The sequence below is a fragment of the Stenotrophomonas sp. AN71 genome (assembly GCF_050435725.1).
Classification (GTDB): Bacteria; Pseudomonadota; Gammaproteobacteria; order Xanthomonadales; family Xanthomonadaceae; genus Stenotrophomonas.
The window spans coordinates 24,243-41,145 of record NZ_JBNDKU010000015.1 but is presented as its reverse complement, the minus strand read 5'-3'; the positions used below and the strand labels follow the sequence as shown (position 1 = coordinate 41,145).

The window sequence follows — 16,903 nt, the reverse complement described above, 5'->3', positions numbered from 1 at the left end:
CCGAAGAACCGAACTGACGCTGGAGCCCGCATGTCCGCCCCGAAGCCCGAACCGATTTCCCACACCGTCGAAATGGTCATCGCCACTGTGGTCGGCGTGGGCGTAGGCCTGGGCGCCGACAACCTGCTGCTGGGCTGCGTGGTGGGCATCGTGGTCGGCATCGTGCTGAGCATCGCCAAGACCCTGTACGTGGACCGCAAGCGCCGCCGCCGTTGAGGGGTCTCGGCAGGTGTTGGTAGGTGTCGACCTTGGTCGACACGGCAGATCCACGCCATGCGTGGATCAATCTCCGTCGAAATCGAACATTTCGACAATTGAACGAAGAGCATCCACGCATGGCGTGGATCTACTGCAGATCGCGAGAATCTGTCGGAGGTGGGGCGGTGTGGGGCTGCAGGACCGTTGGCGCCATGGATGGCGCCAACGAGCCCCCAAGGATGGGTTTACGGCGTGTCCTGCTGCCCCACACCGCCCCGCCAGGCCATCAGCAATTCAGAGCCGCTTTGGTTTTGGCTTCGGCCGTTGCCTCTGCGGGTGCAGGGCGCCGCCCTGCCGAACTAAACTACCCGCTGTTGTCCCTGCAGGATTGCCCATGTTCGATACCTCGCCCCAGCTCGATTGCGCCGGCCGCATCCTGCGCCTCGACCGTGCCCGGGTCATGGGCATCGTCAATGTCACCCCGGACTCGTTTTCCGATGGCGGCGCGCACGGCAGCACCGAGGCGGCGGTCGCGCACGGCCTGAAACTGGTCGAGGAGGGTGCCGATCTGCTGGACATCGGCGGCGAATCGACCCGTCCGGGCGCCGCGCCGGTATCGGTCGAGGACGAGCTGCGCCGGGTGATTCCGGTGATCGAGCAGCTGACCGCCCGCACCTCGGTGCCGATCAGCATCGATACCTTCAAGCCGGACGTGATGCGTGCGGCGGTGGCCGCAGGCGCCGGCATGATCAACGACATCTTCGGCCTGCGTCAGGAGGGGGCGCTGGACGCCGCCGCTGAAACCGGCGTGCCGGTGGTGCTGATGCACATGCAGGGCGAACCGGGCCACATGCAGGCCGGTCCGCACTACGACGACGTGGTCGCCGAGGTGCACGGTTTCCTGGTGCAGCGCCTGTTCGCCGCCGAGATGGCAGGTATCGCGAAGAAGAACCTGCTGATCGATCTCGGTTTCGGCTTCGGCAAGACCACCGCCCACAACATGACCCTGCTGGCGCGTTCGGAGCGCTTCCTGGAACTGGGTGTGCCGATGCTGGCCGGTCTGTCTCGCAAGCGCAGCCTGGGAGAACTCACCGGCCGCGACACGCCCTCCGAACGAGTGGCGGCTTCGGTGGCCGCGCACCTGATTGCGGTCCAGCGTGGCGCGCGCATCGTGCGCGTGCATGACGTGGCGGCCACGGTCGATGCGCTGAAGATCTGGCAGGCGGTGGAAGCTGTGCCGACGCCGCGTGCCGACGCTGCGCCGACGATCCGCTGGCCGGACGAAGACTGATGGGCATCGACCGGCGGCCCTTGGCGATCGCCGTGATGGGGCCGACTGCCAGTGGCAAGACCGCCACGGCGATCGCCCTGGCGCGGCAGCTGGATGGTGAGATCGTCAGCGTCGACTCGGCATTGGTGTACCGCCACCTTGATATCGGTTCGGCCAAGCCCGACGCCGCTGAGCGCGCACTGGCGCAGCACCACCTGCTGGACCTGCGTGATCCGTGGCAGACCTATTCGGCGGCCGAATTTGCCGCTGATGCCGGCCGGGTCGTGGCCGACATCGTCGCGCGTGGCAAGTTGCCGATCCTGGCGGGTGGCACGGGGCTGTACTTCCGGGCCCTGCTGCAGGGCCTGTCGCCGATGCCGGAGGCCGATCCGGCGACGCGCGAAGCGCTCAGCGCCGAGGCAGGCGAACGCGGTTGGGCGGCGCTGCATGCGGAACTGGCCAAGGTCGATCCGGCCGCCGCCGCGCGCATCCACGCCACCGACCCGCAGCGCATCCAGCGAGCGCTCGAGGTCTATCGCCTGACCGGTACCCCCATCTCTGAATGGCAGCGGCGGCCGGGTGTGGCGCCGCTGCCGGTGCGCACCCTCAAGCTGATCCTGGCGCCGCGCGACCGCGCCGTACTGCATCAGCGCATCGAAGCGCGCTTCGAGGCCATGCTGACGCAGGGCTTCCTCGACGAGGTGCGGGCGCTGCGCGCGATGCCGCAGATGGCTGCGGTGGAGTCGCCGCTGGACCTGCCAGCGGTGCGCGCGGTGGGCTATCGCCAGGCCTGGGAATACCTGGACGGGGAGGGCGACGCCGCCCGTTTCCGTGACAAGGCCATCTTCGCCACCCGTCAGCTGGCCAAGCGCCAGCTGACCTGGCTGCGCGGCGAGCTTGATGCGCGCTGGTTCGACCCCCATATGGATCAGGAGCGCCTGGCCGGCGCCGTGTCGACCTTCGTCGCACGCTGAATCCCCGCCAGCCGTGTAACATCATCGGTCGGCGGTCGGCTCGGGGGCCGTGGCAACCGTCGGCAACCCAATAAGAACAATAATCAGGAGTGTGCAATGTCCAAGGGGCAATCGCTGCAGGATCCTTTCTTGAACGCACTGCGGCGCGAACGCGTGCCGGTTTCGGTGTACCTGGTCAACGGCATCAAGTTGCAGGGCACGATCGAATCGTTCGACCAGTTCGTGGTCCTGCTGCGCAATACGGTCAGCCAGATGGTCTACAAGCACGCCATTTCCACCGTGGTTCCGGCACGCAATGTGAAGGTCGGTCCGGGCGGTGGCTATGTGCAGTCAGGTGAAAATGGTCAGGCGGGTGATGAAGCAGACGAGTAAGACCGGAGTGGTGAATGTTTGACCGCTCGAAAAAGGGCGAACACGCCCTGTTGATCCAGCCCCATTTCGGCAAGCTGGAAGACGATGTGCTGGAAGAGTTCGGTGATCTGGCCCGCTCGGCTGGGGCCAGCATTGCCGCGACGATCACCGCGCGCCTGGACCGTCCCAATCCCTCGACCCTGATCGGCAGCGGCAAGCTGGACGAGATCAAGGCCGCGGCCGACGCGACCGGTGCCGACCTGATCCTGGTCAACCATGCGTTGAGTCCCGGCCAGGAGCGCAACCTTGAGCGCTTCCTCGAGCGTCGGGTGATTGACCGTACCGGCCTGATCCTGGACATCTTTGCCCAGCGTGCGCACAGCCACGAAGGCAAGCTGCAGGTCGAGCTGGCGCAGCTGCGCCATCTGGCCACGCGGCTGGTACGCGGCTGGACCCACCTCGAGCGCCAGCGTGGTGGTTCGATCGGCCTGCGCGGCCCGGGTGAAACCCAGCTGGAAACCGACCGCCGCCTGCTGCAGAAGCGGGTAGAGCAGTTGCAGAAGCGACTGGAGAAGGTGGAAGTCCAGCGTACCCAGATGCGCCGTGCGCGTGTGCGCAGCGAGCTGCCGCGGGTGGCCCTGGTGGGTTACACCAATGCTGGCAAGTCGACCCTGTTCAACGCCATGACCGGTGCCGAAGCGTACGCCGCCGACCAGCTGTTCGCGACCCTGGACCCGACCGTGCGCCGCATCGCGGTGCCCGGTGGCAACGTGGTGCTGGCCGACACCGTCGGCTTTGTCCGTGATCTACCGCATGACCTGGTCGCCGCCTTCCGCTCTACCCTGTCGGAGGCGCGCGAGGCCGACTTTCTGCTGCATGTGGTTGACGCTGCCGATCCGCACCGTGAGGAGCGCATCGCTCAGGTCGACGAGGTGCTGACCGCGGTCGGTGCCGGCGATCTGCCGCAGTTGCTGGTGTTCAACAAGATCGACCGCATCGACGGCGCTGATGTCCGTCATGACGGACAGGATGGCGTGCCCGACGAGTCGCGCCGCGAGCGAGTGTGGATTTCCGCGCGCGACGGGCAGGGCCTGGACCTGCTGCAGGCAGTGCTGGGCAAGCGCCTGGGCCTGCAGCATGTCACCGGCGAGCTGCGCCTGCCGCCGGACGCCGGCCGCCTGCGCGCGCGCCTGCACCAGCTGGAAGTGATCCGCAGCGAACAGGCTGACGAAGAGGGCTGGTTGCTGCAGGTCGATCTGCCGATCGCCGAAGCCGAGAAGCTGGCCGCCAGCGCCGACGGTGCACCGATCCGTGCATTGCTGCCGGAAAAGCTGCCGGAGTGGTGAGCTAGCGCCGGGTTCTGCCCGGCGCCTGCCATCGCTGCGGCCCGCGACATCAGGCGGTCATCTGCGGTACAACGTGCAGGTTCTTCACCGCACCGTCATGCCGATGTCCATCCCCACCGACGCCGATCTCAACGCCCAGTCCGCCGCGCTCGGGCAGCGCCTGCAGCAGGCCTCGCTACAGCTGGTGACCGCAGAAAGCTGCAGTGGCGGCTGGATCGCCAAGTGCATGACCGATATCGCCGGCTCCTCGGCGTTCTTCGACTGCGGCATGGTGGTCTACAGCTACGAAGCCAAGCAGCGCCTGCTCGGCGTGCGCGCGCAGACCCTGGAGCAGTTCGGCGCGGTCAGCCGCGAAACCGTGCTGGAGATGGTGTCCGGTGCACTGGTCAATTCCGGTGCCGGTATCGCCGTGGCGGTGACCGGCATCGCCGGTCCGGGTGGTGGCAGCCCGGACAAACCGGTCGGCAGCGTCTGGATCGGCTGGAAGCGCCGTGGCGGTTATGCCCGCGCCGAGCTGTTCCAGTTCGACGGGGACCGCGAAGCCATCCGCCGGCAGACCGTGGCGGCGGCATTGCGCGGTATCGACGCCCAGCTGTGACATGCTGCTCCGGTAATCGTCCGGAGCATGCATGATGTGGGAAACGCTGGGCACCGTCCGCGACCTGGGCCGCCTGCAGGAAATCGCTGGCGTCCTGATCCGCTATGGCTTCGGCGATGTGGTGCGGCGCATCGGCCTGGCCTCCACGCTGGAGCGGGCAGGGCGCCTGCTGCACTGGAACGAGGACCGCCAGGAGCTGCTGCGGATGACCGCGCCGGTGCGCGTGCGCAGCGCAATGCAGGATCTCGGGCCGACGTTCGTCAAGCTTGGCCAGGTGCTGGCGACGCGCGTCGACCTGCTGCCGCCGGAGTGGATCGCCGAGCTGTCCGAACTGCAGAACGCGGTGCCTGCACTTCCTTACGCGGATATCCGCGAGCAGCTGGAGGCTGACCTCGGCGCATCGCCGGCACAGGTGTTCGCCTTCCTCGATGAAACCCCGATGGCGGCCGCGTCGCTGGCGCAGGCCCACCGTGCGCGCCTGCATGACGGCCGCGAGGTGGTACTGAAGGTACGTCGCCCTGGCATCCGTGACGTGGTCGAGGCCGATCTGCGGCTGCTGGCGCGCCTGGCCGAGATCGTCGAGGCGCGCCTGCCTGACCTGCGCCGCTACCGCCCGACCGAGGTCGTGCAGCAGTTCACCGTGTCGCTGCGCCGTGAGCTGGACTTCGCCGCCGAATGCCGCAACGCCGAGCGTATCGCGCGCAACTTCAGCGGCCGCGATGACATCCTGATCCCAAGCGTTCACTGGCAATGGACCTGCGAGAGCCTGAACGTCCAGGACTTCGTCGACGGCATTCCGGGCCGTGATCTGGCCGGCGTCGATGCAGCGGGGCTGGACCGCCGCGAACTGGCACGGCGTGGCGCCGACATCGTGTTGAAGATGGTGCTGGAGGACGGCAGCTTCCACGCCGATCCGCACCCCGGCAACATCATCTACCTGCGCGACGGCCGCATCGGCGTGATCGATTTCGGCATGGTCGGCGCACTGTCCGAGGTGCGCCGCTTCCAGGTCGCGCAGCTGCTGCATGGGTTGGTCGAGCAGGACCCCCAGGGTGTGGCCGACGTCCTGCTGGACTGGGCCGGCGGCGTGGAGGTGGACGAGAACCGGCTGCAGCACGACATCAGCCAGTTCGTGGACCAGTACCGTGGCGTGCCGCTGAAGGACCTGCGCATCGGCCTGATGCTGGGCGACATCACCCAGCTGCTGCGCAGCTACAGCCTGACCCTGCCGGCCGACCTGGCACTGATGATCAAGGCGTTCCTGACACTGGAAGGCATGGGCCGGCAGCTGGACCCGGATTTCGACATGGCCAGCGCAGCACGCCCGTTCCTGGAGCGCGTGGTACTGCAACGCTATGCGCCGCGGGCGCTGCTCAAGCGTGGGCGACGCAGCCTCCTGGGCCTGGTCGATTTCGCCGGCGAGCTGCCGCGCGACCTGCGCAAGCTGGTCCAGGCCGCACGTAGTGGTCGGTTGCAGCTGAAGGTTGAGACCAGCGCGCTGCAGGGGTTCGGCGAGCAGGTCAATCGTGCGGCGAACCGGCTGGTGATGGGCATCGTCACCGCTGCGTTGATCATCGGCTCTTCGATCGTGATGCACAGTGTCGGTGGTGTCTCCAGCCGCTGGCTGCTGGCTCTGGGCGTGTGCGGCTTCATCGGCGCCGGTTTCTGCGGCGTCTGGATCCTGTTCTCGATCTGGAGAAGCGGTAAACACACATAGGCAGGTGCACGAAGTGCGCCTGTCGCGGTTCCAGAGGAACCGCAGAATCGCGCAGCGATTCCCCGGTAGCGCCGGGCCGTGCCCGGCGACGCTTGCCGAGCATGGCTGGTCACCACAGGTCGGCCTGGGTCGACACCACGCCGGGTCGCCCTCGGCACTTGCGGTCACGGGTATTAGTAGTAATACTACTAACCATGGACCTGACCGACACCCAGCAGGCGATCCTGCAGTTGATCGCCGAGCGTATCGAGAGCGAAGGCGCACCGCCGTCGCAGACTGAAATCGCACGTGCGTTCGGCTTCAAGGGCGTACGGGCGGCCCAGTACCACCTGGAGGCGTTGGAGCAGGCCGGTGCGATCCGTCGCATTCCGGGCCAGGCCCGCGGCATCCGCCTGGTGCAGGCGCCGCCGGTGGAGAAGCTGGCCGAGCCGGGCCTGCCCGACAGCGTCCTGCGCCTGCCGGTGCTGGGCAGGGTCGCGGCCGGCCTGCCGATCGGTGCAGACATCGGCTCGGACGATTTCGTGGTGCTGGACCGGGTGTTCTTCTCGCCAGCGCCGGACTATCTGCTGAAGGTGCAGGGCGATTCGATGATCGACGAGGGCATCTTCGATGGTGACCTGATCGGCGTGCATCGCACCCGCGACGCCCATTCCGGGCAGATCGTGGTGGCCCGCATCGATGACGAGATCACCGTCAAGCTGCTGAAGATCGCCAAGGACCGCATCCGCCTGCTGCCGCGCAACCCCGATTACAAGCCGATCGAGGTGTTGCCGGACCAGGATTTCGCGATCGAGGGCCTCTATTGCGGCCTGCTGCGGCCCAACCGTTGACCTGTTCCATAGCGCATTACCCCGCGGTCTTTTGTGGCGATTCTCTGGTTCCACTGAGGTTGGTACGGATGTCCGATAATTCTTTTCAGAGCGCCGGGCAGAATCTCAGCCTGTGCGATACGTCCGACTTAAAGTGAACCCATGGCAAAGAAGACCCCCAAAGACAGCACCTCCAACGACATCACCTCTGCAAGGACCAATCCGATGGACGAGAACAAGAAGCGCGCCCTCGCTGCAGCTCTGGGCCAGATCGAGAAGCAGTTCGGCAAGGGCTCGGTGATGCGCATGGGCGACCGCGTGGTCGAGCCCGTTGAAGCCATCCCGACCGGCTCGCTGATGCTCGACATCGCACTGGGCATTGGCGGTCTGCCGAAGGGCCGTGTCGTTGAGATCTACGGGCCGGAATCCTCGGGCAAGACCACCCTGACCCTGCAGGCCATCGCCGAATGCCAGAAGATGGGCGGCACCGCGGCCTTCATCGATGCCGAGCACGCGCTGGATCCGATCTACGCGGGCAAGCTGGGCGTGAACGTGGACGACCTGCTGCTGTCGCAGCCGGATACCGGTGAACAGGCGCTTGAAATCGCCGACATGCTGGTGCGTTCCGGCTCGGTGGACATCCTGGTGGTCGACTCGGTTGCGGCGCTGACCCCGAAGGCGGAAATCGAAGGCGAGATGGGCGATCAGCTGCCAGGCCTGCAGGCCCGCCTGATGAGCCAGGCGCTGCGCAAGCTGACCGGCAACATCAAGCGCTCCAATACCCTGGTGGTCTTCATCAACCAGCTGCGCATGAAGATCGGCGTGATGATGCCGGGCCAGAGCCCGGAAGTAACCACCGGCGGCAACGCGCTGAAGTTCTATGCCTCGGTGCGCTTGGATATCCGCCGTATTGGCGCGATCAAGAAGGGCGACGAGATCATCGGCAACCAGACCAAGATCAAGGTCGTCAAGAACAAGCTGGCACCGCCGTTCAAGCAGGTCATCACCGAGATCCTGTACGGCGAGGGCATCAGCCGCGAAGGTGAACTGATCGACATGGGCGTGGAGGCCAAGCTGGTCGAGAAGGCCGGCGCCTGGTACAGCTATGGCGAAGAGCGCATCGGCCAGGGCAAGGACAATGCCCGTGGGTATCTGCGCGACAACCCGACCGTTGCCGCCAAGCTCGAGGCTGAGCTGCGCGAGAAGTTCCAGCCGACCGAAGCCACCCGCGAGGAAGGCGACGACGAAGGCGACGACGAGTAAGTCTTGCTGTGGGGCAGGGCGGCGCCGTCAGTGACGTCGCCCTGTCCTGCAGATTCGGTATTCCCCGACGGGGGAAGCGCCAGGGACGGCGCATTTGATTGAAGGCGAGCATGCACGATTCCGACGCCCCGGCACCCGGCCGCAAGCGCCGTATCCGCGAACAGACGCCCGTACAGCGCGCCTTGGGCCTGCTGGTGCGTCGCGAACACTCGCGCAAGGAGCTGGCGCGCAAATTGACCGCACGTGGCATCGAGGACGAGGCGGCGCAGGCTGCGGTCGACAAGCTGACCGAGGCTGGATGGCAGGACGACACCCGGTTCGCCGAGAACCTGGTGCGGATGCGCGCCAATACCGGTTACGGGCCGATCCATGTGCGTGCCGAACTGGGAACCCACGGTCTGGACAGCGAGCAGATTGCTGCGGCGATGGACACCTTTGAAGGGGACTGGACCGAGAACGCCCGGGATCTGGTCCGCCGTCGCTTTGGCGAGGCCGGCCCGCAGGACCTTGCACAGCGGCGCAAGGCGGCCGATCTGCTGGCCCGGCGGGGCTTTGATGGCGACAGCATCCGCCGGGCGACCCGCTACGACCCGGATGACTGAGACTGGCGGCGCCGGGCCTGATACCCTTTAGGTTTTCGGCGGTCCCTCGTGACCCTGGCCAGCGCGGCCGGTGGTCCGGGTCCGCCGGCCCGCAGACTGCCAGCCCCCAATGAACGCATCCGCCAAATTCACGACTTCCCAGATCCGCAGCGACTTCCTTGAATTCTTCAAGGGCAAAGGCCACACCATCGTGCCGTCGGCGCCGCTGGTGCCGGGCAATGATCCGACCCTGCTGTTCACCAACTCCGGCATGGTGCAGTTCAAGGACGTGTTCCTTGGTGCGGAGAAGCGCAGCTACGTGCGCGCAGCCGACGTCCAGCGCTGCCTGCGCGCTGGCGGCAAGCACAACGACCTGGATCAGGTCGGTTACACCGCTCGCCACCACACCTTCTTTGAAATGCTGGGCAACTGGTCGTTCGGCGATTACTTCAAGAAGGACGCAATCGCCTGGGCGTGGGAGCTGTTGACCCAGGTCTGGAAGCTGCCGGCCGAACGCCTGCTGGTCACCGTGTACCAGACTGACGACGAAGCCTACGCGTTGTGGCGCGACATGGTCGGCATTCCGGAAGAGCGCATCGTGCGTATCGGCGACAACAAGGGCGCACCCTTCGCCTCGGACAACTTCTGGCAGATGGCCGACACCGGTCCGTGCGGCCCGTGCACCGAGATCTTCTACGACCACGGCGACCATATCGCCGGCGGCCCCCCGGGTTCGCCGGATGAAGATGGCGATCGCTTCATCGAAATCTGGAACCTGGTGTTCATGCAGTTCGACCGCCAGCCCGACGGCACCCTGGTGCCACTGCCGGCGCCGTGCGTGGATACCGGCATGGGCCTGGAGCGCCTGGCGGCGATCCTGCAGCACGTGCACACCAACTACGAGATCGACCTGTTCCAGGCGCTGATCCGCAAGGCCTCGGAGCTGACCGGTACCGCCGACCTGGAGAACAAGTCGCTGCGCGTGATCGCCGATCACATCCGTGCCTGTTCGTTCCTGATCGTCGACGGCGTGCTGCCGTCCAACGAAGGTCGCGGCTATGTGCTGCGCCGGATCATCCGCCGCGCGCTGCGTCACGGCTGGATGCTGGGCGTGCGCCAGCCGTTCTTCAGCAAGCTGGTGCCGACCCTGGTCGAGCAGATGGGCGTTGCCTATCCGGAGCTGCCGGCAGCGGTGGATACCGTGACCCGAGCGCTGCAGGCTGAGGAAGAGCGTTTCGCCGAGACCCTCGACGCCGGCATGAAGATCTTCGAGGACGTGGCGGCCAAGGCCAGCCATGGCGTGATCCCGGGCGCAGACGCGTTCCGCCTGTACGACACCTACGGCTTCCCGCTCGACCTGACCCAGGACATCGCCCGTGAGCGTGACCTGACGGTGGACATCGCCGGCTTCGATGCCGCGATGGAGCAGCAGCGCGAGACCGCGCGTGCGGCCGGCAAGTTTGGTGGTGGCGTGACGTTGCCGGCCGATCTGGTGGCAACCCTCAGCCCGACCCGCTTCCTTGGCTACGACCGCCTGCAGGCCGAAGGCCTGACCGTGCTGGCAGTGCTGAAGGACGGGCGTCCGGTGCAGTCGGCCGATGCGGGCGATGCGGTCATCGTGATCACCGACCAGACCCCGTTCTATGCCGAGTCCGGCGGCCAGGTCGGCGACACCGGCGTGCTGACCGGCAACGGCGTGCACCTGGCGGTGGACGACACCCAGAAGTTTGCCGGCCAGTTCCATGGCCATGTCGGCACCCTGTCCAAAGGTGGCCTGAAGGTGGGCGACGTGCTGTCCGGCGAGGTCGATGGCGAGCGCCGTGGCGCCACCATCCTCAACCACTCGGCCACCCACCTGCTGCACGCCGCGCTGCGCGAGGTGCTGGGCACCCATGTGCAGCAGAAGGGCTCGCTGGTGGCACCGGACCGCCTGCGCTTCGACTTCTCGCATTTCCAGCCGATCAGCGCCGAAGAGCTGGCGATCATCGAGCGCAAGGTCAACCAGCAGGTGCGCGCCAACAACGCCGCCGAAGTGCACAACATGGGCATGCAGGAGGCGCTGGACTTCGGCGCGATGGCGCTGTTCGGCGAGAAGTACGGCGAACACGTGCGCGTGCTGAAGATGGGTGACTACTCCACCGAGCTGTGTGGCGGTACCCACGTCAACCGTACGGGCGACATCGGTCTGTTCAAGATCACCTCCGAGGGCGGTGTCTCCGCCGGCGTGCGCCGTATCGAGGCGGTCACCGGCCAGGGCGCGCTGGATTACGTGGATGCCGAAGAGGCCCGCCTGGCCGAGGCCGCCGAACTGCTCGGCGGCAGCGCCGCTGACGTGGTCGAGAAGATCCGTGTGCTCGGCCAGCGGCAGAAGCAGCTGGAGCGTGAGCTGGAGGCCGTGAAGGCCAAGGCCGCCGCCGGTGCCACCGCCGACCTGTCCGGGCAGGCCGTCGAGGTCGCCGGTGTGAAGGTGCTGGCTGCCCGCCTGGAGGGTTTCGATGCCAAGGCCCTGCGTGATGCCATGGATCGCCTGAAGCAGCAGCTGGGCGACGCCGTGATCGTGCTGGCCGGCGCCCAGGACGGCAAGGCTGCCCTGGTCGCGGGCGTGAACGGCAGCGCAATGGGCAAGGTCAAGGCCGGGGAACTGTTGTCCCATATTGCCGGTCAGATCGGGGGCAAGGGCGGCGGACGCCCGGACCTCGCCCAGGGTGGTGGCGAGGACGGGCCCGCCCTTGCCACTGCGCTGGCTGCAGTCGTCGAATGGGTCAGCCCCCGCCTGTGATGAACCCCGCCGTCCCCCTCCTTGTAGGAGCGGGACGGCTGGCGGTACCATTGCGAATCTTTTCCCTTTGTCGTGGTAGCGCTTCTTGACGGAGCGTCAAGCCGGTGGGGGATACCCTTCCACACGGTTCCATGGAGACTTACAAAAATGTTGATCCTGACTCGCCGCGTCGGCGAAACCCTGATGATCGGTGACTCGGTGAGCGTCACCGTGCTTGGCGTCAAGGGTAACCAGGTGCGTATCGGCATCACTGCGCCGAAGGACGTCGCTGTGCATCGCGAAGAGATCTATCAGCGCATCCAGCGTGGTGACGAAGCCGGTGGCACCGGTAGTGAAAATTCTGCCGAATAACGCTTTACCTTCGCACTCGATTAACGTTATGATTCACGCCCCGCTGAGGTGCAACGCACCAGACGCGGTGAAAACCCCGGAGTGATGCCCGAGCGGCTGAAGGGGCTCCCCTGCTAAGGGAGTATAGGGTCAAAAGCTCTATCGAGGGTTCGAATCCCTCTCACTCCGCCAGTTACTCAAAAAAGCCCCTAGAAATAGGGGCTTTTTTGTTGCCTCGAATTCTCCTGCCCGCTCTGATGTTTCAGCGTTGGCGTGTTCTCCGCTCTCCCTGCAGCGGCAGTTTGATTCCCCCAGCGCTCGCCGCCGTTCAAGGCCTGGACCGACGTGTTCACTGCCGACGCACGTCATCGTGATCCGGTTGCTGGCCTGGGCTGGCATATGAGGCTCGGGGTAGCAGCCGGTTCCGGCGACGTTCGCGATTCCGGTCGGGTTCTGACTGGGGGAGGAGCCTTCGGTCGTGCGTTAGCAACCGCGTGACGTGACGAGTGTCAATCCGTCGCCCGCGCCCGCACGACCCCGCGTCCTCCCTTACCTTTCAGGATGGTCCAAATGAAAAGCGCTATCCGCGCGCCTGGATTCCGCCGCCGCACTCCGCTCAGCGCCGCTGTCTGTCTTGCATTGGCGGGTGCGTGGCTTCCCATGGCAGCCTCGGCCTATACCTTCCACATCAATGGTGACCGGGTCATCGCGACGGGTGGCGTCAACTACCAGGACCACGTCAGGCTGCGCATGATCCTGGATGCGGCGGCGAGCAAAGGCAGGGTCATCAACGAGGTGGTGTTCCGCAACAGCCCCGGCGGCGACGCCGCTGCGGGCAGGGGAACCGGAGAACTGCTGCGCCAGCGCGGGATCACCTCGGTGTTTCAGGGGAAGTGCATTTCGGCCTGCGGCACCAGCTTCATCGGTGGCGTTGAACGTCGTATCGCCGACTACGATCTCCCCGAGATCGACCCCAGCTATCCCGAGAACATCTTCATGATCCACGGCAGCACGGCTGGCGGAAAAGTGGTGCCGAGCGCCCAGCAGGTCTCCGATCTGCACTACGCGAAGATGATGCAGGGTACCGCGCCACCGGAAGCCATCGCACGCGTCGTGGGCGCCATCAAGGGGATGAAGGTGCCGTTCGGTTCTTTTCTCACTTACTTCGATCCCAGGACCGGCAAGCCGGCCCAGTTCTGCCCGACCGTGGACAACTGCACGGTGTATGACGGTGTCGATATCTTCAGTGACCGGATCATCACCACGTCAGAGCGCGTCGACCTGTCCGCCGACTACCTCCGTGTGGCAGGGAGTGCGCGTGGCGACCTGAACCCCAATTTCCACGCAGGGCAGTATGAGTATGCGGTGGGTTACGGTGCGGCATCGTTCGATGCACTCAAGGTCGCGTCCGGCGATGTCTTCGGCATGATCCGACTTGAACGTGGTGGCAGATGGCTGGCCGATACGTCGAGCGGGACCGAGATCCTGTGGGCGGAAGCGGGCAATGTGAACGTGACAGCCAGCGGCCGTCTGGTCACCCTTTACACGATCGTGGGAGACGCTGGCGCGGTTACCCTGGAAGGGGGGCGACTGAAAGCGGAAGACACGACGGTGTCGGGCCTGCTCGGCATCGGCGCGGGCAGTGAACTGGACAACAAGGACACGGTTCTGATCAAGAAGGGGGGGCGCGCTGTGATGGCGGGCGGGCGCATCTCCACGGCCGTCGCAACGCTGGACCCGGGAGCGCTGCTGACCGGGCACGGGACCATCGGGGCCACGGCCTATGTCGAGGACAAAAGCAGCCCCGACTATCCCTGGAACGTCCCCCAGGTTGCGAGGCTGCGAGTGGCGGGCGGTGACCTTCATCCGCAGGGCGGGCAACTGACGGTCAATGGCTACGTCAGTTTCGCGTATCCCAACGCGGGCAGGTTGCTGTTCGACATCACCCCGGAAACGAGCCAGGCGGGTCTGGTGCTCGGTGCGTTCGAGGTGCATCGCTGCGAGAGCGTCAGCACGTACTTCAATTGTGGAAACGGGTCGGCCATCACGGCGCCAGGCTTCCTGATCGGCGGTTCGGCAGGCAAGCTCGCGCTGGATGTAGCACCTGGGTACTACCGGCAGGATCTTTCGATTCCGCTGGTGGAGGGGCGCATCTATGGCAGCAAGGAAGGCAGCCAGCTGACCGGCAAGCTGCTGGCGAACCGCAGCAGCACATTCGATGCAAGCGTGGCGCCGCTGCAACCCGGGCAGGTGGCCTTCACGAAAGCCGAGCGCCAGGACGGCTCCGGATACAGCGTTGACCTGACCAGTACCGACGCCGCCCAGCGCATGTTCCATCCGCGCAACAACTCGCTGCTCAGCTTCAGCATCCTGCAGACCGGCGAAGGCATCCGGGCGGTCGCAAATCCGGCCTTCGATGATGTTTCCGTGTTCGCCAATGGCGTGTCCGGCACTGGACTCGGTGAAGCATTGAGAACGGCGGCGTCACAATCGACGTCAGCCCTGCATCCTCTGCTCGGCCTGCTTCAGTTCGCCGACAGGGACGTGGTCGCGCAGCAGGCAGGTGCGTTGCGTGGCGATGCGCATGCCGGTCTGCGCCTGGCCGACAACGCGCTGGTGGGCAGCATCGGCAACGTGGTGCAGCAGCACCAGGCCGCAATGCGCAGCGGTGGCGATGCCGAGGGTCTGGCTTCGCAGGTGGCACAGTCGGTGTCCACACAGCCGGGGCTCCGCCATGGCAGCCTGTTCAATCAATTGGCCATGCATCTGGTCGAGCCAACGGCGGGCGGTACCGCGGGTGGTGCTGAGGCTGGCCGCAATCGTGGCCTCTGGGCGCGTGGTTTCGCCAGCCATGGCCGTATCGACGCCGAGGGCGGCGTTGCCGGCCTGAGCCACACCGTGGGCGGCATCGTGATCGGCGCCGACACGCGCCTGGCCGACGATCGTGTGACGTTGGGTGTCAGCGTTGCGGCGGCGGACATGTCGACCAAGGGCAGCGGAAATTCCGGCTTCACCGGCGATGTGCGTGCACTGGATATCGGCGGCTACCTGGATGCCACTTACTCGCGTGGCTACCTGTCGGCCGCGGTGCGCTACACCGACCTGCGCCATGACACGCGCCGCAGCATCGACGGCATCGAGGGCCTGCAGCAGCCACTGCGCGCCAGGTACAGCAATGATGCGATCTCGGCGCGGGTCGAGCACGCGTTCTCCTTCACCACCGGCAAGGGTCTGGTGATCCAGCCGCTGCTGCCGGTGGTGGACTACGCCCGTACCTCGGCCACGCGCTTCAACGAGGGGCAGGGTGCCGGTGCGCTGATCGGCCGCAGTGGCAGCCTGGAGAGCATCCGGGTCGGTGCCGGCCTGCAGCTGTTCAAGACCTTCGAAGGCAACAAGGGTGAGCGCATCACCCCGCGTGCCCGCGTGGTCTGGCAGAAGGAACTGGGCGATACCCAGGCGCGTTACAGCACCGGTTTCGCCGCCGCGCCGGACCTGGTGTTTGGCGCCAGCAGCCAGGCGGTTGGCGAGCAGGTGCTGGCCTGGAATGTGGGTGTGACCAGCCGCGCCAGCGAGCGTCTGTCGATCATGGCCGACTACGTGGGCGAGCGCCGCGATGGGCAGATCCAGAATGGCGTGATGCTGGGCCTGGGTTACAGGTTCTGATCTACTGGACCACGTCAGGCAGCGGCTGGCGTGGTCCAGGGAGGGGTGTGGATGCGACGTTGGCGTGCGGTGACGTGGATGGTGCTTGCGGGTGGCCTTGTGGCATTGATTGCGATTGGCGCCTTTGTTCCGGGCAGGCAAGGAGGCCCCCAACGAAGTGTTGCTGTTACCGGTGACCTGCCGTCGAGAAGTGGTCCCGCTGCGGCCGATGCATTGCCGACGCGGGCCGGTACCGCCGTACCACTTGCGGGGCCGCCCAGGAACTCCCCCGTTTTCCGCTGGATTGGCCCGAAGGCCTATGAGATCGGGGGAAGCCGTGAGCCACGACCTCCCGGGGACGCGCTGGAGTACATGGTCGCGCTGAAGAAGCGATCGGATGCGGGTGATTCGGACGCGAGCTACCTGATGGAGCTTGCCGTACGTGAGTGCCGAGATCTGATAGAGAATGACCCGGTCGCTTCATTCGATTTTCTTCGCAATGCGGGTATGCATCCGGACCCAGTGGGTCTGGTTGACAATGAGCGGCGACTTGGAGAGTGCGAGTCATTGGTGGCTGCGCCGAGCCTTTACCACGGGCACTGGCTTGCCAGGGCAGCGTCCCAAGGGTCAATAGAAGCGAAACTGCTCTATGCCATTGATCCGGAAGCCGTGGTTGGGCCCCGATCGGAGTGGTTGGTTCACCCGGAAGCGCTGATCAGGTGGAAGGAAAACGCGATGGGCCACCTCCATGACGCGGCTCGAACGGGCAGCATCGACGCGGTCAGTCAGTTGTCGCGCGCATACGCGATCGGGAGGATCACTCCCCACGATGGCGTAAGTGCTTACGCATATGCATTGGCGGCAGCTAAGGCAAGCCCGGTGCACATGAGGCCACGCGATCTACAGGAACTCGCCTCGACGTTGGATCCGCTGCAGCGCGAGGCTGCGCGGAAGCTCGCATCGAAGGTATACGACGACTGCTGTGTTGAAATGCGCTAGCGGGTGACGTGTGGCGGGCATCAGCGGAAATCGCGGCCGCTCCCAC

At 65.8% G+C, this 16,903-nt stretch carries 14 protein-coding genes and 1 tRNA gene; all 15 read left to right on the top strand.

What is annotated here, in order from left to right:
• Nucleotides 1-30 precede the first annotated feature (30 nt).
• The 15 genes from ABH900_RS18785 (at nt 31) to ABH900_RS18715 (ending at nt 16,857) form a co-directional block, all read left to right on the top strand.
• Nucleotides 31-216, top strand: coding sequence for a hypothetical protein (locus ABH900_RS18785; RefSeq protein WP_429624640.1), 186 nt, complete (start codon nt 31-33; stop codon nt 214-216).
• Nucleotides 217-592: 376 nt separating this feature from the next.
• On the top strand, nt 593-1,489 hold the full coding sequence (folP, locus tag ABH900_RS18780) for a dihydropteroate synthase (RefSeq protein ID WP_429624639.1): 897 nt from the start codon (nt 593-595) through the stop codon (nt 1,487-1,489).
• Nucleotides 1,489-2,442, top strand: a complete 954-nt coding sequence (miaA, locus tag ABH900_RS18775; RefSeq protein ID WP_429624638.1) for a tRNA (adenosine(37)-N6)-dimethylallyltransferase MiaA — start codon at nt 1,489-1,491, stop codon at nt 2,440-2,442. Before folP ends, miaA begins: the two co-directional genes overlap by 1 nt.
• Before the next feature lie 96 nt (nt 2,443-2,538).
• Nucleotides 2,539-2,814 carry an RNA chaperone Hfq gene (gene hfq, locus ABH900_RS18770; protein WP_079221450.1) on the top strand — a complete coding sequence of 92 codons (276 nt, stop codon included), beginning with the start codon at nt 2,539-2,541 and terminating at the stop codon, nt 2,812-2,814.
• Nucleotides 2,815-2,828: 14 nt separating this feature from the next.
• Nucleotides 2,829-4,139, top strand: a complete 1,311-nt coding sequence (hflX, locus tag ABH900_RS18765) for a ribosome rescue GTPase HflX (protein WP_429624637.1) — start codon at nt 2,829-2,831, stop codon at nt 4,137-4,139.
• Between the two features lie 103 nt (nt 4,140-4,242).
• Nucleotides 4,243-4,737: a CinA family protein gene (locus ABH900_RS18760; RefSeq protein WP_005409020.1), complete on the top strand. Its 495-nt coding sequence runs from the start codon at nt 4,243-4,245 to the stop codon at nt 4,735-4,737.
• A 34-nt stretch (nt 4,738-4,771) separates the two neighbouring features.
• Complete coding sequence (gene ubiB / locus ABH900_RS18755) at nt 4,772-6,454, top strand: 2-polyprenylphenol 6-hydroxylase (protein ID WP_429624721.1); 1,683 nt, start codon at nt 4,772-4,774, stop codon at nt 6,452-6,454.
• Nucleotides 6,455-6,648: 194 nt separating this feature from the next.
• Nucleotides 6,649-7,284: a transcriptional repressor LexA gene (gene lexA / locus ABH900_RS18750; RefSeq protein ID WP_005412936.1), complete on the top strand. Its 636-nt coding sequence runs from the start codon at nt 6,649-6,651 to the stop codon at nt 7,282-7,284.
• A 204-nt stretch (nt 7,285-7,488) separates the two neighbouring features.
• Nucleotides 7,489-8,526 carry a recombinase RecA gene (gene recA / locus ABH900_RS18745; RefSeq protein WP_429624719.1) on the top strand — a complete coding sequence of 346 codons (1,038 nt, stop codon included), beginning with the start codon at nt 7,489-7,491 and terminating at the stop codon, nt 8,524-8,526.
• A 110-nt stretch (nt 8,527-8,636) separates the two neighbouring features.
• On the top strand, nt 8,637-9,128 hold the full coding sequence (gene recX / locus ABH900_RS18740; RefSeq protein ID WP_429624635.1) for a recombination regulator RecX: 492 nt from the start codon (nt 8,637-8,639) through the stop codon (nt 9,126-9,128).
• A gap of 109 nt (nt 9,129-9,237) precedes the next feature.
• Nucleotides 9,238-11,886, top strand: a complete 2,649-nt coding sequence (gene alaS, locus ABH900_RS18735; RefSeq protein WP_429624634.1) for an alanine--tRNA ligase — start codon at nt 9,238-9,240, stop codon at nt 11,884-11,886.
• 147 nt (nt 11,887-12,033) lie between these two features.
• A complete protein-coding gene (csrA, locus tag ABH900_RS18730) occupies nt 12,034-12,237 on the top strand; it encodes a carbon storage regulator CsrA (protein WP_004152909.1) in 204 nt (67 codons plus the stop codon).
• 78 nt (nt 12,238-12,315) lie between these two features.
• A tRNA-Ser gene (locus tag ABH900_RS18725) sits at nt 12,316-12,408 on the top strand.
• Nucleotides 12,409-12,786: 378 nt separating this feature from the next.
• A complete protein-coding gene (locus tag ABH900_RS18720) occupies nt 12,787-15,879 on the top strand; it encodes an autotransporter domain-containing protein (protein ID WP_429624632.1) in 3,093 nt (1,030 codons plus the stop codon).
• A gap of 351 nt (nt 15,880-16,230) precedes the next feature.
• Nucleotides 16,231-16,857: a hypothetical protein gene (locus ABH900_RS18715; RefSeq protein WP_429624631.1), complete on the top strand. Its 627-nt coding sequence runs from the start codon at nt 16,231-16,233 to the stop codon at nt 16,855-16,857.
• The last annotated feature ends 46 nt before the right edge of the window (nt 16,858-16,903 follow it).

Bases quoted from the DNA above. Each gene is read 5' to 3' on its own strand.
- ABH900_RS18785 (WP_429624640.1), top strand. From the start codon at position 31: ATGTCCGCCCCGAAGCCCGAACCGATTTCCCACACCGTCGAAATGGTC.
- folP (WP_429624639.1), top strand. From the start codon at position 593: ATGTTCGATACCTCGCCCCAGCTCGATTGCGCCGGCCGCATCCTGCGC.
- miaA (WP_429624638.1), top strand. From the start codon at position 1,489: ATGGGCATCGACCGGCGGCCCTTGGCGATCGCCGTGATGGGGCCGACT.
- hfq (WP_079221450.1), top strand. From the start codon at position 2,539: ATGTCCAAGGGGCAATCGCTGCAGGATCCTTTCTTGAACGCACTGCGG.
- hflX (WP_429624637.1), top strand. From the start codon at position 2,829: ATGTTTGACCGCTCGAAAAAGGGCGAACACGCCCTGTTGATCCAGCCC.
- ABH900_RS18760 (WP_005409020.1), top strand. From the start codon at position 4,243: ATGTCCATCCCCACCGACGCCGATCTCAACGCCCAGTCCGCCGCGCTC.
- ubiB (WP_429624721.1), top strand. From the start codon at position 4,772: ATGTGGGAAACGCTGGGCACCGTCCGCGACCTGGGCCGCCTGCAGGAA.
- lexA (WP_005412936.1), top strand. From the start codon at position 6,649: ATGGACCTGACCGACACCCAGCAGGCGATCCTGCAGTTGATCGCCGAG.
- recA (WP_429624719.1), top strand. From the start codon at position 7,489: ATGGACGAGAACAAGAAGCGCGCCCTCGCTGCAGCTCTGGGCCAGATC.
- recX (WP_429624635.1), top strand. From the start codon at position 8,637: ATGCACGATTCCGACGCCCCGGCACCCGGCCGCAAGCGCCGTATCCGC.
- alaS (WP_429624634.1), top strand. From the start codon at position 9,238: ATGAACGCATCCGCCAAATTCACGACTTCCCAGATCCGCAGCGACTTC.
- csrA (WP_004152909.1), top strand. From the start codon at position 12,034: ATGTTGATCCTGACTCGCCGCGTCGGCGAAACCCTGATGATCGGTGAC.
- ABH900_RS18720 (WP_429624632.1), top strand. From the start codon at position 12,787: ATGAAAAGCGCTATCCGCGCGCCTGGATTCCGCCGCCGCACTCCGCTC.
- ABH900_RS18715 (WP_429624631.1), top strand. From the start codon at position 16,231: ATGGTCGCGCTGAAGAAGCGATCGGATGCGGGTGATTCGGACGCGAGC.